At 75.4% G+C, this 14205-nt stretch carries 11 protein-coding genes; 6 read left to right on the forward strand and 5 right to left on the reverse strand.

From position 1 onward, the window contains the following. Positions 1-2589: 2589 nt before the first annotated feature. A complete protein-coding gene (locus tag DT057_RS02025) occupies positions 2590-4338 on the forward strand; it encodes a carbamoyltransferase family protein (protein ID WP_128560457.1) in 1749 nt (582 codons plus the stop codon). A 15-nt stretch (positions 4339-4353) separates the two neighbouring features. On the opposite strand, the gene DT057_RS02030 is transcribed toward DT057_RS02025, so the two are convergent. The 4 genes from DT057_RS02030 to putA all read right to left on the reverse strand — a co-directional run bounded on the left by DT057_RS02030 (position 4354) and on the right by putA (position 9044). After that, on the reverse strand, positions 4354-4722 hold the full coding sequence (locus DT057_RS02030) for a hypothetical protein (RefSeq protein WP_128560458.1): 369 nt from the start codon (positions 4720-4722) through the stop codon (positions 4354-4356). Between the two features lie 408 nt (positions 4723-5130). Next, positions 5131-5463, reverse strand: a complete 333-nt coding sequence (locus DT057_RS02035; protein ID WP_128560459.1) for a hypothetical protein — start codon at positions 5461-5463, stop codon at positions 5131-5133. Between the two features lie 163 nt (positions 5464-5626). After that, positions 5627-5845: a hypothetical protein gene (locus DT057_RS02040; protein ID WP_128560460.1), complete on the reverse strand. Its 219-nt coding sequence runs from the start codon at positions 5843-5845 to the stop codon at positions 5627-5629. 109 nt (positions 5846-5954) lie between these two features. Then, the gene (gene putA / locus DT057_RS02045; protein WP_128560461.1) at positions 5955-9044 is read right to left on the reverse strand and encodes a bifunctional proline dehydrogenase/L-glutamate gamma-semialdehyde dehydrogenase PutA; all 3090 of its coding nucleotides are present in this window, start codon (positions 9042-9044) and stop codon (positions 5955-5957) included. A gap of 122 nt (positions 9045-9166) precedes the next feature. On the opposite strand from putA, the gene DT057_RS02050 reads away from it, so the two are divergent. After that, on the forward strand, positions 9167-9631 hold the full coding sequence (locus DT057_RS02050) for an Lrp/AsnC ligand binding domain-containing protein (protein WP_128560462.1): 465 nt from the start codon (positions 9167-9169) through the stop codon (positions 9629-9631). A gap of 214 nt (positions 9632-9845) precedes the next feature. Further along, positions 9846-10136 carry a hypothetical protein gene (locus tag DT057_RS02055; protein ID WP_128560463.1) on the forward strand — a complete coding sequence of 97 codons (291 nt, stop codon included), beginning with the start codon at positions 9846-9848 and terminating at the stop codon, positions 10134-10136. A gap of 37 nt (positions 10137-10173) precedes the next feature. On the opposite strand, the gene cysK is transcribed toward DT057_RS02055, so the two are convergent. Next, positions 10174-11157, reverse strand: coding sequence for a cysteine synthase A (cysK, locus tag DT057_RS02060; protein ID WP_128560464.1), 984 nt, complete (start codon positions 11155-11157; stop codon positions 10174-10176). Between the two features lie 246 nt (positions 11158-11403). Here cysK and DT057_RS02065 point away from each other — a divergent pair, with 246 nt between their 5' ends. The 3 genes from DT057_RS02065 to DT057_RS02075 all read left to right on the forward strand — a co-directional run bounded on the left by DT057_RS02065 (position 11404) and on the right by DT057_RS02075 (position 14029). Beyond that, positions 11404-12693 (forward strand): aminotransferase class III-fold pyridoxal phosphate-dependent enzyme, encoded by a 1290-nt coding sequence (locus DT057_RS02065; RefSeq protein ID WP_128560465.1) that lies wholly within the window; start codon positions 11404-11406, stop codon positions 12691-12693. Further along, positions 12683-13561: an aldo/keto reductase gene (locus tag DT057_RS02070; RefSeq protein ID WP_128560466.1), complete on the forward strand. Its 879-nt coding sequence runs from the start codon at positions 12683-12685 to the stop codon at positions 13559-13561. The genes DT057_RS02065 and DT057_RS02070 overlap by 11 nt, the downstream gene beginning before the upstream one ends. A 210-nt stretch (positions 13562-13771) precedes the next feature. Continuing rightward, positions 13772-14029 (forward strand): hypothetical protein, encoded by a 258-nt coding sequence (locus DT057_RS02075; protein ID WP_128560467.1) that lies wholly within the window; start codon positions 13772-13774, stop codon positions 14027-14029. Positions 14030-14205: the final 176 nt, after the last annotated feature.

Here is a 14205-nt window from a genome sequence, read left to right on the forward strand (position 1 = left end):
CCGGGCTCGCGCGACAGCGTCGCCTCGAGGGCCCCGCCCGCCACCGTGCCGGCGAGGGCGAGGCGGGGAGCGCTCCCGCTGGCGCCGAACGCGACCGTGACCCGGGCCGGCACCGGCTCCTGCACCGCGGGGGCGCGGCCGAGGAGGCCCGCGAGGGGCCGCAGGTCGGGGCTCGCCACCAGGATCTCGCCGTCCCGGAGCGGCACGTCGCCGATCTGCAGGGCGAGGGGACGGGTCGTGCTGAGCGCCGCCCCGGCGAGTTCCGCCTCGACCGTGAGGGCGAGCGGCGCGCCGGCCTCGCCCGCCCGGCGGCCGCCGAGCCGGAGGCTCGCCGGGGCCTTGAGGGCGGGGTCGTCGGGGCGGCCGAGCCAGCGGCCGGAGGCCACGCCGTCGAGCCGGGCGTCGAGGCTGTCGATCCGGCCGGCGCGGGTGACGAGGGCGAGGCCGAGCCGCCCGCCCGCGGCGCTGCCGCGGGCGTGGCTGCGCAGGCGGCCCTCCTCCGCCCCGCCCGGGTCGCGCTCCAGGGTGACGTCGAGGGCGACCGGGCCGTCGCGCAGGAAGGCCGGCAGGTAGCGCGCCTCCTCCACGAAGGTGCGGGCCAGGAGGTCGACGAGGGGCGCCGCCACCGGGGCGCTGAGCCGCCCCGCGATGCGGCCGGCGCCGTCCGGTCCGATGCGCCCCGAGAGGCTGACCTGCGCGCCGGCGAGGTCGCGCACCTCCAGGCTGTCGAGGCGCAGGGCCGCCCCCTCGGACTGGAGGCTCGCGGCGATCTCGCCGGTGCGCGGGCCGGCCGGGCCGTAGCGCAGGTCGCGGGCGAGGAGGGTGAGGCCGACGTCGTGGTCCTGGAGCGCGTCGACCACCCCGCGCAGGGGCGGCAGCTCCGCCACGTCGAGGCCGTCGGCGACGATCTGGGCGTCGAAGCGCGGGCGCTCCCCGTCCGGGCCGGCCGGGACGTAGCGGGCGCTGCCGGTGAGGCGGGCCGCCCCGAGGGCGACGCGGGCGTTGCGCAGGGAGACGTCCGGCAGCGCCGCCGCCACGTCGGCCTGGCCCGCGAAGGGGCGCCCGTCGAGGAGGCGCAGGAGCGGGCTCGCGAAGCCGAGGCGGTCCGCGAGGCGCGCCAGCCGGTCGGAGGCCGGGGCCTGGACGGCGACGTGCCCGGAGAAGCCGCCGCTGACCGAGACGTCGCCGTTGAGGGCGATCCGGGTGCCCCCCGGCGCCGTCGCCTCGAGCCGCCGCAGGGTGACGGCGCCCGAGGGGCGCAGCACCGCCCCGAGCGCGATGCCGGACCACTCGTCGCGGGCGAAGGCCGCGCTCTCGGCGGCGACGTCGAGGGCGACGAAGCCCGGGAGGCTGAACCCGAGGGCGCCGAGCCCGCGGGCGAGCAGGGCCTGGCCGCTCGGGCCGGCCAGGAAGGCGTCGAGGTCGAGCCGCCGCGCCTCCAGGGCGAGGCTCGCCCGCGCGGCGGCGGCGTCGAGGGTGCCGCGGCCGGCGAGCCGCAGGGGGGCGTCGCCGGGCAGTTCCAGGGTCAGGCCGTCGAAGGCGGCGAGGCGCCCCCTCGCCTTGAAGCTGCCCTGGAGCGAGAGCGGCAGGGCCGCGCCGGCGGCCTGCGCGGGCGGGCCGACCACGAGCCGGGCGCTGCCGGAGGCCTCCGGCACCTCGCCGCCGTCGGCCTCGGGGCTGAGGGCGACCCGGGCGTCGACCTCGAGGCGCGGCACCGTGTCGCCGCCGGCCGCGACCTTGACCGGCACGGCGCCGTCGGGGCCGGGGGCGCCGGTGACGATCCGGAACGGCACGGCGCCGGCCTCGCCCTCGGCCCGCCAGGGCCCGGCGAGGCGCGGCGCGGCGAGGCGCACGTTCTCGGCGTAGAGCTGATCGGTGCGCCCGGTCGCCGCCACGACGGTGGTGAGGAGGAGCTGGGCGACCCGCAGGTCCTCGACCGCGAGGTCGCGGCCCTCGAGCGGGGGCGGGCGCAGGAAGCTCCCGGCCTCGGTCATGGGCAGCGTCACCTCGCCGCGGCCGATCCGGGTCTCGGTGAAGCGCATCTCGCCCGAGAGGAGCGGGGTCAGGGCGAGCTCGGCCTTGACGAAGCGGGCGTCGAGGGCGGGCCGGTCGCGGCCGGTCGCCAGCACGAGGTGGTCCACCCGCAGGCGGGGCGAGGGCAGCAGGCGGATCTCGAGGCGGCCGTCGCTGCGGGCCTCGACCCCGAGGGAGCGGCTGAGCGCCGCGTCCACGACGGCGCGCTGCGCCTCCCAGGGGATGAAGGGAGGCGCGATCAGGGCCGCGGCGAGGATCAGGATGACGAGGCCCGCCAGGGCTGTCAGGATGTCGCGCACTGAGAGAACCGCTTCCCGGCCCGCCCCGCTCGCGGGCGCCGTGTTGATCCGACGGTCCGCCGGGACCGCCACCCCGATGGCAGCATTAGCATATCGGCGCCCGCGCCGCGGCCCCATCCCGGCCCCGCCGGGGAGCGGCGGCGCGCGTCGCCCGGGGCCGATGCCGGAATGCAACGCTCGGCGGGCGGCCTGACACGTCCGGCGCGCCCTGTTAGAGCGCTGCCTGATCGCCACACCGGACACGGTCCAGGACCCGATGCGCTACTACCTCGGACTCGCCACGACCTTCCACGATCCGGGCCTCGCCCTGGTCGGCCCGGACGGCGCCGTGCTGTTCGCCGAGGCGACGGAGCGCTACCTCCAGTACAAGCGGGCGCCCCATTGCGAGCCGGATTCCGCGCCCCGCATGGCGGGCCTCCTCGCGGCGCACCTGCCGGAGGGCGCCGAGCTCGTCCTCTCCACGACCTGGGGCCCGGAATTCAGCCGCTACCTCGCCGACGCGGCGGGCGCCGGCGCCTTCACCCTGGAGGCGCTGAACGCCCACCCGCCGACGCTCAACCGCTCGCTCGTGCCCGAGCGGGCCGAGCGCACCTTCATCGCCGAGCTCGGCCTCGCGCAGGGCCGCGCCGGCCGCGGCACGCTGCTGGGCCTCGACCGGGCGCACGAGGGGCGCTCGCGGGTCGCCGCCCTGCGGCGCTATCCCCACCACCTCACCCACGCGGCCTACGGGCTCTGGGGCAGCCCCTTCCGGGACGCCACCTGCCTCGTGGTCGACGGCATGGGCGAGACCGGGGCGTCGGCGATCCACCGCATGGAGGCGGGACGGATCGCCGAGGTGAAGCGCCACCGCGGCCGCGAGTCGGTCGGCTTCTTCTTCGGCTTCGTCACCGACCTCGCCGGGTTCGACCAGACCAAGGGCGAGGAGTGGAAGATCATGGGCCTCGCCCCCTACGGGCGGCCCGACCCGGAGCTCCTCGCCCTGCTGCGGCGGCTCTACCGGGTCGAGGACGGGCGCCTGCGCTTCGGCGCCGCCGCCGCCGTGCAGGCGGTCGCCGCGGAGATCCGGGCCCGGCGCCCGGCCGACGCCGAGGAGGCCGGGTGGGCCGACCTCGCGGCCTGCGGCCAGCAGGTCTTCGGGGAGATGATGGACGTGCTCGTGGCGGAGGCCTGGCGGCTCGCGCCGGGCGAGAACCTCGTCCTCACCGGCGGCTGCGCCCTCAACTCCTCCTACAACGGCCGGGTGCTCGGGCGCTCCGGCTTCCGGCACCTGCACGTGCCCTCGGCCCCGGCCGACGACGGCAACGCGCTCGGCGCCGCCTGGCTCGCCTTCGCGGAGGATCACCCGGGCTGGACCGGCCCGGGGGCGCTGGCGAGCCCCTATCTCGGCTCCACCGTCTCGACGGAGCCCCTGGAGCGCATGACCGCCTGGGAGCCGCGCCTGCGGCGCCTCGGACACGCGGGCGTCACCCAGGCGGCGGCCGGGATCCTGGCGGCGGGCGGGCTCGTCGGCTGGGTGCAGGGACGGGCGGAGTTCGGCCCGCGGGCGCTCGGCAACCGCTCGATCCTGGCCGACCCCCGGCCCGCCGACGCCAAGGCGATCCTGAACGCCAAGGTGAAGTACCGGGAGGCCTTCCGGCCGTTCGCGCCCTCGATCCTGGCCGATGCCGGTCCCGACTGGTTCGAGGATTACCAGGACAGCCCCTACATGGAGCGCACCCTGGTCTGGCGCGAGGCGGTGCGGGAGCGCGTGCCGGCGGTGGTGCACCAGGACGGGACCGGCCGCCTCCAGAGCGTGACCCCGGCGCGCAACCCGGCCTACGCCGCCCTGATCGCGGCCTTCGCGGAGCGGACCGGCGTGCCGGTCCTCCTCAACACGAGCTTCAACGTGATGGGCAAGCCCATCCTCCACACCGCCGAGGACGCGATCCTGATGTTCTACACCACCGGGCTCGACGCCCTGGTGGTGGAGGACTGGCTCCTGGTGAAGGACGGGGTCGCGGGCTGAGCGGGGGCGCCCCGCCTACTCGCAGACCTCGACCCGCTTGTAGGTGAAGGACTCGTCGTCGAGCCAGACCTTGCGGCGCTCGAAGTGGCAGACCGGGCCGCGGCGGGGGCGCACGATCACGGTCTCGGTCGGCTCCTCGACGTAGACCCGGCGCGGCGGGGGCACGATGTAGGCGGGCGGCGGGGGCGGGGCCGCCTGGGCGCCGTTGATGATCGCGCCGGCCGCGACGCCGCCGAGCACGCCGGCCGCCGCGCCGCCCAGGATCGCCGCCCCGACATTGTCGCGGGCCGAGGCCGTCTGGGGGCTGGCCGTGACCAGCAGGGCGGCGGCGAGCGCCGCGCACGCGCCGAGGCGCGGAAGGCCGAGTAAGGTCAGAGCGCGCACGCTGGGGTCTCCCAAAGAAGTCTGCGCTAACATGGGGGCGAGTGCTTAATGAACCGCCAAGATGAACCGCCGGGAGGCGCCTCCGGCCGGAGGATCCTCCGGGCGGAGGAACGGGTCCGGGGGGACCCGGCGGGTCTCGGCGGGGACCGGGTGGCCCGCGCCGACGCCCCGACGGAATGGCGGCGCTTTGCGGCGATTTGCGGGTTCGACCGCATCCCGGCCGGCTTTGCGCGGAGCTGTGCTTTCCGGGTGACGGGCGGGCAGGGACCGGCGGGACCGTGCGCGCGGGTCGGATCGCCTCGCTCTCGGCGGCACGCGTCATCCCGTCGGCCCGATGCGGCGCGGAGGGTTCAGGCCCGGGGATGCGCGCCGGGGTAGGCCCCGACCGGTCCGGTCGACCGCGGCCGCCTACTTGCCCTTCGGAAACAGCCAGTTCGACACCCCGAGGGAGATGGCGCCGAACTGGACTGTCGTCGCTCCGATCAGCGTCATCACGACCTTCGCGTCGATGGTCCTCTGCAAATCCGGCTTGTCAGAGGAAACCGCAACCCAGGTATCAACGCCGTACATTATACAAACGATCAATAATATTCCGATATTGACTCGGGTGAAGGCACTCAGAATGCTGGCCGAAAGTCGCTTGCGGTGGTCCCACTCGGCCCTCGCCATGGTCTCGGTGAAGCTGAGATCTTTCTCGAAATCCTCCGGCGAGCCGGTGCCCGGCGGGAGTTTACGGTGCATGGCAATCCCTTCCGCCGGCATCGCGACGAGCGGCCGGGACGACTCCCGGCCGAGCAGGAACTCGAACGCTCGCGCGCCGAAGCGGATACCGGTCCGGCGCGCGAGCGCGTCGACGCAGAGACGCGGCGCGGCACCCGCAGGCGCGACGCGATCGGGTGCCGCCCTAGTAGCGCTGCGGAAGGATGACCTCCCGTTTGATTCCCTCGTCGGTCGCGTTGAGCAGGTGGATGTTGTGATCGTCGTCGGCGTACTGCGACGCGGCCAGCGCGATCGCCAGCGCACGACGCAGCACCGCCGCATTGGAGGAGACGCCGTACGTCTCCTTCAGCGAGTTCAGCGCGCTCGCGGTCTTCTCGTCGATGTCGAAACTCGTCTGAGCCATGACGCCGCTCCGTCGTCCGCGGGAGTGAAAGCCCGCGCAGCCATGGCTTTCCATATGGAATCCATGCACCCGGCAGGCAATATCCATGTGCGCCGGGAACGCCGCGGCCTCACCCCTCCATGGCGATCAGCGCGGCGTCGCCGCCGGCGGCGGCCGTGTTGACCGTCACGGTCTGCTCGACCGCGAAGCGCGGCAGGTAGTGGGGACCGCCGGCCTTGGGGCCGGTGCCCGACAGGCCGTGGCCGCCGAAGGGCTGCACGCCGACCACCGCGCCGATCATGTTGCGGTTGACGTAGACGTTGCCGGTCGAGAGGCGCGCCACGACCCGGTCCACGGTGGCATCGATGCGCGAGTGGATCCCGAGGGTCAGCCCGTAGCCCGTGGCGTCGATCCGGTCGAGCACGCGGTCGAGGTCGGCGGCCCTGTAGCGGGCGACGTGCAGGATCGGCCCGAACACCTCCTCGGTGAGCGCCTCCGGGCCCGGGATCTCGTAGATCTGCGGCGCCACGAAGTGGCCCTGCGCCGGGACCTCGCCGACGAGGTGGGCCTTGGCGTCCCGCCGCATCCGCGCCCCGTGCCCGTCGAGGCGGGCCCTGGCCTCGGCGTCGATCACCGGGCCGACATGCACCGCCGGGTCGGCGGGGTCGCCGAGGCGCAGTTCGCGGGCCGCGCCCGCCACCATGGCGATCACCCGGTCGGCGACGTCGGCCTGGACCAGGAGCAGGCGCAGGGCCGAGCAGCGCTGGCCGGCGGAGCGGAACGCGGAGGTCACGACGTCGTCGGCCACCTGCTCGGGCAGGGCGGTGGCGTCGACCAGCATGGCGTTGATGCCCCCGGTCTCGGCGATCAGCGGCACGATCGGGCCGTCCTTGGCGGCGAGCGTCCGGTTGATCAGGCGCGCCACCTCGGTCGAGCCGGTGAAGACCACGCCGGCCGCGGCCGGGTGCGACACGAGGTGGGCCCCGACCGTGCCGTCGCCCGGCACGAGGTGGAGCGCGGACGGCCGCACCCCCGCCCGGTGCAGCAGGCGCACCGCCTCCGCGGCGACGAGGGGGGTCTGCTCGGCGGGCTTGGCCACCACGGCGTTGCCGGCCATCAGGGCCGCCGCCACCTGCCCGACGAAGATCGCGAGCGGGAAGTTCCAGGGCGAGATCGCCACGAACGCGCCGCGGCCGCGCAAGGACAGGCGGTTGCTCTCGCCGGTCGGGCCGGGCAGCGCCTGGGGCGCCCCGAAGAGGCGGCGGCCCTCCGCCGCGTAGTAGCGGCAGAAATCCACCGCCTCGCGCAGCTCCGCCACGGCGTCGTCGAGGGTCTTGCCCGCCTCGGCCTGGAGGAGGTGGATCAGGCGCCCGCGGCTCGCCTCCATGGCGTCGGCGGCGCGCTCGAGGGCGGCGGCGCGCTCGCCCGCCGGCACCCGGCCCCAGGCGGCGGCACCCGCGACGGCGGCCCGCATGGCGGCCTCGGCGGTCTCGGGCCCGGCCTCCGCGACGGTGCCGACCCGCGTGCGCCCGTCCGCCGGGCTGAGGACGGGGCGCGGCGTGCCGGCCTGCGGGGCGCCGTCGACGAGGGGGACGGCCTCGGCCGGGGCACCGGCGGCCGCGACCTCCGCGACCAGGCGCGCCAGGGCCGCCCGGTCGCCGAGCTCGACGCCCGCGGAGTTGACCCGCTCCGGCGCGAACAGCGCGGCCGGCCGGCGCAGCTTCGGGTGGCGGGCCCGGTCGGGGTTGCCGACGCTCTCGGCCGGCCGGCGCAGCAGGCTCTCGACCGGCACGGCCGGGTCGGCCGCCTGCGACACGAACGACGAGTTGGCGCCGTTCTCCAGGAGCCGCCGCACCAGGTAGGCGAGGAGGTCGCGATGGCCGCCGACGGGCGCGTAGGTGCGGCAGGCCGCGCCCGGGACCTGCGCCAGCAGCCGGCCGTAGAGTGCCTCGCCCATGCCGTGCAGGCGCTGGAACTCGTAGGTGCCGCCCTCCGGCCCGGCCCGCTCGACGATGGCCGCGACCGTGAGGGCGTTGTGGGTGGCGAATTGCGGGAACAGCCGCGGCCGGTGGGCGAGCATCCGCTCGGCCGCCGCCAGGTAGCTGAGGTCGGTCATGCTCTTGCGGGTGAAGACCGGGTAGTCGGCGAGCCCCCGCTCCTGCGCGCGCTTCACCTCCGTGTCCCAGTAGGCGCCCTTGACGAGCCGCACCATCAGGCGCCGGTCGAGGCGCGCGGCGAGGTCCGCGACGTGGTCGATCACCGCCAGGCAGCGCTTCTGGTAGGCCTGGACCGCGAGGCCGAAGCCCTCCCAGCCGGCGAGCGCGGGATCCGCCAGCACCGCCGCGATCACGTCGAGGGAGAGCTCCAGGCGGTCGGCCTCCTCGGCGTCGACCGTGAAGTTGAGGTCGTGGGCCCTGGCCGCGCGGGCGAGGCCCGTCAGCACCGGCACCAGTTCGGCCATCACGCGGGCCCGGCTCACGGCCTCGTAGCGCGGGTGCAGGGCCGAGAGCTTCACCGAGATCCCGGGGCGGTCCGGCAGCGGGCGGTTCCCCGCCGCCCGGCCGATCGCCTCGATGGCCCCAGCGTAGGATTCCGCGTAGGCCCGGGCGTCCTGCGCCGTGCGGGCCCCCTCCCCCAGCATGTCGAACGAGTAGCGGTAGAGCCGGCCCTGCCCGCTCGTCGAGCGCTTGAGGGCCGCCCCGATGGTCTCGCCGAGGACGAAGTGCCCGCCCATCACCCGCATGGCCTGCCGGGCGGCCTGGCGCACGGCGGGCAGGCCGAGGCGCTTGGCGAGGCCCGCCAGGATGCCCTCGGGCGTCTCGCCGGGCTGGATGATCCGGGCCGAGAGGCCGAGGGCCCAGGCCGAGGCGTTGACGAGGAGCGCGTCCGAGCGGGTGGCGTGCTGCTCGAAGCCGCCGAAGCGCAGCTTGTCCTCGATCAGGCGGTCGGCCGTGGCGGCGTCCGGCACCCGCAGCAGCGCCTCGGCCAGCACCATCAGGGCCAGGCCCTCCTTGGTGGAGAGGGAGTATTCCCGCAGCATCGCCTCGACGCCGCCGAGCCCGCCGGCCTCGGACCGGATCGCGCCGACGAGGTCGCGGGCGAGGGCGTCGACCCGCGCCTCGGCCTCCGGCGCCAGGGCGGTGCTCGCCAGGAAGGCGCGGGCGAGGCCGGCATCGTCGGCCGCGTAGGGAGCATGGAAGTCGGGGAGCGGGGCGGGCATCGAAGGGTCCGGCGGGGCGGGAGGGACGATTCACAGGATAAGCCGGCGCCCGCCGCCGCTCGATGGCGTTTCTCGGCTCGAAGCCGCATGTTTCGCGCTCCGACGGGGCTTTGGCAGAGATTATGGCGGACGGGCTCGACCGGGTCGACCGGAGCATCCTGAGGATCCTCCAGCGGGAGGGACGGATCGCCGCCGTCGAGCTCGCCGAGCGGGTGGGCCTGTCGCCCACCGCCACGGGCGAGCGCCTGCGCCGGCTGCAGAAGGACGGGGTGATCACGGGGTTCGGGGCGCGGCTCGATCCGCACCGGCTCGGCCTCGCGCTCCTCGTCTTCGTCGAGGTGTCCCTCGACAAGACGACGCCGGACGCCTTCGCGCGCTTCGCCGCCGCGGTCCGGCGGGCCCCCGAGGTGCTGGAATGCCACATGGTGGGCGGGGGCTTCGACTACCTGGTCAAGGCCCGCGTGGCCGACATGCCGGCCTACCGGCGCTTCCTCGGCGAGGGCCTGCTCTCGCTCCCGGGCGTCAACAACACCCGCACCTACGCGGTGATGGAGGAGGTGAAGAGCGACGGGCTGCTGCCGCTCTGAGGGCCGGGGCCGCCGGCCTCCGGGACCGGGCCGCCGGGGGCCCGCGCCCGGCCTCACCCCTGCGGGCATGCGCCTTCATGCGCGCAACGCATGGTGGTCCACCGAAATTGCGGCGTGCGCGGCCCCGTGCGGAGTTGGCAGGCGGCGCAACTTGTCGCAGTCTGGTGCCACGAAGCCGCCGCAGAGCGGCTTGCTCCCGCAACGGAGGTACGCCGTGGTCAACCCGAACCGCCTCGTGAAATCCGCCTGGATCGCCGCCGAGGTCACCCGCGACAGCGCCGAGAAGATCCTGGTGGTCGAGGCCTACGTCGCCGTCAGCCCGCTCGAGAGCGGCTTCGACGCCGGCCGCTACGGCCAGCTCGTCGAGGACGTGCGCCGCATCCTCGCCGACAACCCGGACATCGACCGGGCCTCGATCCTGAGCGTGCACCGCGAGTCGCGCTGCGCCGCCCTGTTCCGCCGCGCGGCGCCCGAGGAGGCCGCGAAGCCCGAACTGGTCGCCTGAGGCGGCGTCCGGGGCGTCCCCCCGGACGCCGCTCCGCTCAGACGCCGTCGAACAGTGCCGACGAGATGTAGCGCTCGGCGAACGAGCACGCGACCGTCACGATGCGCTTGCCGCGGAACTCCGGGCGGGCCGCGATCTCGAGGGCCGCCGCGACGTTGCCGCCCGTCGAGATGCCGCCCGGGATGCCCTCGATCCGGGCGAGCAGGCGCGCGGTGTCGAACGCGGTCTGGTTGGAGACCGTCACCACCTCGTCGATCACCGAGCGGTCGAGCACGTTCGGCACGAAGCCGGCGCCGATGCCCTGGATCTTGTGCGGCCCCGGCTGGCCGCCGGAGAGGACCGGTGAATCCTCGGGCTCCACCGCGACCACCCGCAGGTGGGGCAGGCGCGGCTTGATCACCTGGCCGACGCCCGTGATGGTGCCGCCGGTGCCCACCCCCGCCACGAAGGCGTCGAGCTGCCCGTGGGTGTCGTTCCAGATCTCCTCCGCGGTGGTCCGGCGGTGGATCTCGGGGTTGGCCGGGTTGTTGAACTGCTGCGGCATCACCGCGCCCGGGATCTCGCGCAGCAGCTCCTCGGCCTTGGCGATGGCGCCCTTCATGCCCTGCGGGCCGGGCGTCAGGGCGAGCTCGGCCCCGAGGAACGCCAGCATCTTGCGGCGCTCGATGGACATCGTCTCGGGCATCACCAGGATCAGCCGGTAGCCCCGCGCCGCCGCCACGAAGGCAAGCGCGATGCCGGTGTTGCCGGAGGTCGGCTCCACCAGGGTGCCGCCGGGCTTGACGGCGCCGGCCGCCTCGAGGGCGTCGATCATGTTGACGCCGATGCGGTCCTTGACGGAGGCGATCGGGTTGAAGAACTCGAGCTTCAGGAGGATCTCGGCATCGACCCCGCGCTCCTTCGCCAGCCGGTTCAGGCGCACCAGGGGGGTGTTGCCGATGGTGTCGGTGATCGAGTCGTAGACGCGGCCGTGCCCGGGCTTGCGACCGGCGTCGGTAGAGGTGGGGGCGGCGTCGGCCATGGTCGGGTCTCCCTGTTGGTCAGCGGGCGGAGCGCGGGGGCCGCGAGGCCCCGCCGGCCGGCACGGGTAGCGGAAAACCGGCGAGCCGTCGAGATATGCCGTAATGTACGAAAATCATTTGTAGAATTCGGCTCCCTTGACCCGGCGCGCGGGTCGGTCCACCGCAGCGGCCGTGACCGACGGCGCCACGGATCCCCGCGCCGGGGACCGCCGCGCCGGAATGCCCGCGCCGGGAATCCCCGCGACATGACACACCGCTACGCCGCCTCCGAGCGCCAGCTCGACCGCGCCCTGGCCACCATCCCGCTCGGCGCGCAGACCTTCTCGAAGAGCACGACCCAGTTCCCGCACGGCGTCTCGCCGTACTTCGCGGCCCGGGCCGAGGGCGCGCGGCTCTGGGACGTCGACGGCAACGAGTACATCGACTTCGTCAACGCCCTGGCGGCCGTGACCCTCGGCTACGCCGACCCGGACGTGAACGCGGCGGTGGCCGAGCAGCTCGGGCACGGCACGGTGTTCTCGCTCTCGCACGCCCTCGAATCCGAGGTCGCGGAGCTGATCTGCGCCATGGTGCCCTCGGCGGAGGCGGTGCGCTTCGGCAAGAACGGCTCGGACGCGACCGCGGGCGCCGTCCGGCTCGCCCGGGCCTTCACCGGGCGGGACCACGTCCTCGCCTGCGGCTACCACGGCTGGCAGGACTGGTACATCGGCGCCACCGCCCGCCACCGCGGCGTGCCGGAGGCCGTGCGGGCGCTCACCCACACCTTCCCGTACAACGACCTGCCGGCGGTGGAGCGGCTGCTCGGGCGCCACCGCGGCGCGGTCGCGGCGATCATGCTCGAGCCGATGAACGTCGCGGCGCCGGCGCCCGGCTACCTCGAGGGCCTGAAGGCCCTGGCGGCGGAGGCCGGCGCGCTCCTGATCTTCGACGAGACCATCACGGGCTTCCGCTACGCCCCGGGCGGCGCGCAGGAGCTCTTCGGCGTGACGCCCGACCTGACCACCCTCGGCAAGGGCATCGCCAACGGCTTCCCGCTCGCCGCATTGTGCGGCCGGGCCGACGTGATGCGGCTCATGACGGAGATCTTCTTCTCCTTCACCATGGGCGGCGAGACCCTGTCGCTCGCCGCCGCCAAGGCCGCGCTGACGAAGCTCCGGCGCGAGCCGGTGATCGAGACCCTGCGGGCGCGGGGCACGCGGCTGCTGGCCGGCGCCGAGGCCGCCATCGCCCGGGCCGGGGCCGGCGGCTTCCTGGCCACGGCGGGCGACCCGACCTGGAGCTTCCTCGTGGTCCGGGACGCGCCGGGGGCGACCGCGCTCGAGATCAAGACGCTGTGGCTCCAGGAGATCTTCTCCCGCGGGATCCTCTCCCTCGGCACCCACAACCTCTCGTACGCGCACGCGGAGGTCGACATCGACCGGCTGGTCGCCGTCTACGACGAGGTGTTCCCGCTCCTCGCCGGCGCGGTGGCGCAGGGCGACGTGCCCCGCCACCTGCGCTGCGCCGTGCTCGAGCCGCTGTTCCGTGTCCGCTGAGATGCGGCGCATCGCCCTCGGCACGGCCCAGCTCGGGCTCGATTACGGCATCTCCAACGCCGGCGGGCAGGTGTCGCGCCGCGAGGCGCGGGCCATCCTGGCGGACGCCGCGGGGCGCGGCGTCGACCTCCTCGACACCGCCGCCGCCTACGGCGAGGCGGAGGCCGTGATCGGCGCGCTCCGCCCGGAGAGCGACGCCTTCGCGGTCGTGACGAAGACGATCCGGCTGCCCGGGGACGACGCGGCGGCCGTCGCCGGCCGGGCCCGCGCCTCCCTCGACCGCCTCGGCCGCCCGGCCGCCGAGGCGCTCCTCGTCCACGCCGCCGCCGACCTCGCGGGCCGCGCCGGCGACGCCCTCTGGCGGGCGCTCGCGGACCTGAAGGCGGAGGGCGCCTACCGCCGCATCGGCATCTCGGCCTACGCCGCCGACGACCCGGCCGGCCTCGCCCGGCGCTTCCGCCCGGACCTGATGCAGGTGCCGGTGAGCCTCCTCGACCAGCGCCTCGTGCGCGACGGCACCCTCGCGGCCCTGGCGGCGTCCGGGGTGGAGATCCACGCCCGCTCGCTCTTCCTCCAGGGCCTCGTCTTCCTCGCGCCGGAGCGGCTGCCGCCCGCCCTCGCCCATGCCGGCCCGGCCCTCGCCGCCCGCCGGGATCGCGCCGGCGGCGACATGCTGGGCGCGGCGCTGCATTTCGGCCTCGCCCTGCCGGAGGTCGCCCGGCTGGTCGTCGGGGTGACCTCGCTCGCCGAGTGGCGCGCGCTCGCGGCGGCGGCGGCCGCCCCCTCCCCGGGCCTCGACTGGCCGGCCTTCGCCCTCGACGACGCCACCGTGCTGAACCCGGCGGCCTGGCGCCGGGACGGTCCGTGACCGCCCCGCCCCGGGGGGGCGCGGCGTCCCGACCGGCGGGCGCAGCGCGCTTGCACGTCCGGCACGGCGCGCTCAGGTTGTATTTTGCCAACAAAATTGCAGATCCTGCGCTCCGCGCAAGCACAGGCGCGGATCCTGCGCCGCTCCGACCGCTTGCGGGCGCGCCCGGATTGTTCTAACCTCGGGTCATGTGAGCGATTCAGCAGTGGCATGTTCGATCCAGGCTCGTCCCCAGCCCCGAGCGCACGGGAGATCCTGCACAGCCTGACGGCGATCGGACAGGCGGTGCACCGCCTGAACGCGGCCGGACGGAACGTGAGGGTCTCCATCGTTCCGGACGGCCTGTGGATCGACGGCCGGACGGGGGCGGGCGAGAGCGTGTCCGAGTTGATCCCGACCGCCGACCTGCACGGGCTCGCGAGCTACGCCCTGGTCAAGACGATCAACGACCTGGCCGGCAGGCTGTAGGTCAGCGGCCCGGCGCGGCCGGCCCGGCGAGGTGGAGGAGAGATCGCGCCGGGGCCTGTGTCCGGCGCCGGTGGCGCGCCCGCCGCGTCCCGTGCCGGCCGGCGCGCCCGACGGACGCGGGCGCGGGCGGACGCGACCCCGGGCGGGCTCGGCGGGCCGGACCCCGGGACCGGTCC

It is taken from the genome of Methylobacterium crusticola (assembly GCF_003574465.1).
Lineage (GTDB): Bacteria > Pseudomonadota > Alphaproteobacteria > Rhizobiales > Beijerinckiaceae > Methylobacterium > Methylobacterium crusticola.

Coding starts and splice junctions, on each gene's coding strand:
- DT057_RS02065 (WP_128560465.1), top strand. CDS start 11,404: ATGACACACCGCTACGCCGCCTCCGAGCGCCAGCTCGACCGCGCCCTG.
- DT057_RS02025 (WP_128560457.1), top strand. CDS start 2,590: ATGCGCTACTACCTCGGACTCGCCACGACCTTCCACGATCCGGGCCTC.
- DT057_RS02075 (WP_128560467.1), top strand. CDS start 13,772: ATGTTCGATCCAGGCTCGTCCCCAGCCCCGAGCGCACGGGAGATCCTG.
- cysK (WP_128560464.1), bottom strand. CDS start 11,157: ATGGCCGACGCCGCCCCCACCTCTACCGACGCCGGTCGCAAGCCCGGG.
- DT057_RS02050 (WP_128560462.1), top strand. CDS start 9,167: ATGGCGGACGGGCTCGACCGGGTCGACCGGAGCATCCTGAGGATCCTC.
- DT057_RS02035 (WP_128560459.1), bottom strand. CDS start 5,463: ATGCACCGTAAACTCCCGCCGGGCACCGGCTCGCCGGAGGATTTCGAG.
- DT057_RS02040 (WP_128560460.1), bottom strand. CDS start 5,845: ATGGCTCAGACGAGTTTCGACATCGACGAGAAGACCGCGAGCGCGCTG.
- putA (WP_128560461.1), bottom strand. CDS start 9,044: ATGCCCGCCCCGCTCCCCGACTTCCATGCTCCCTACGCGGCCGACGAT.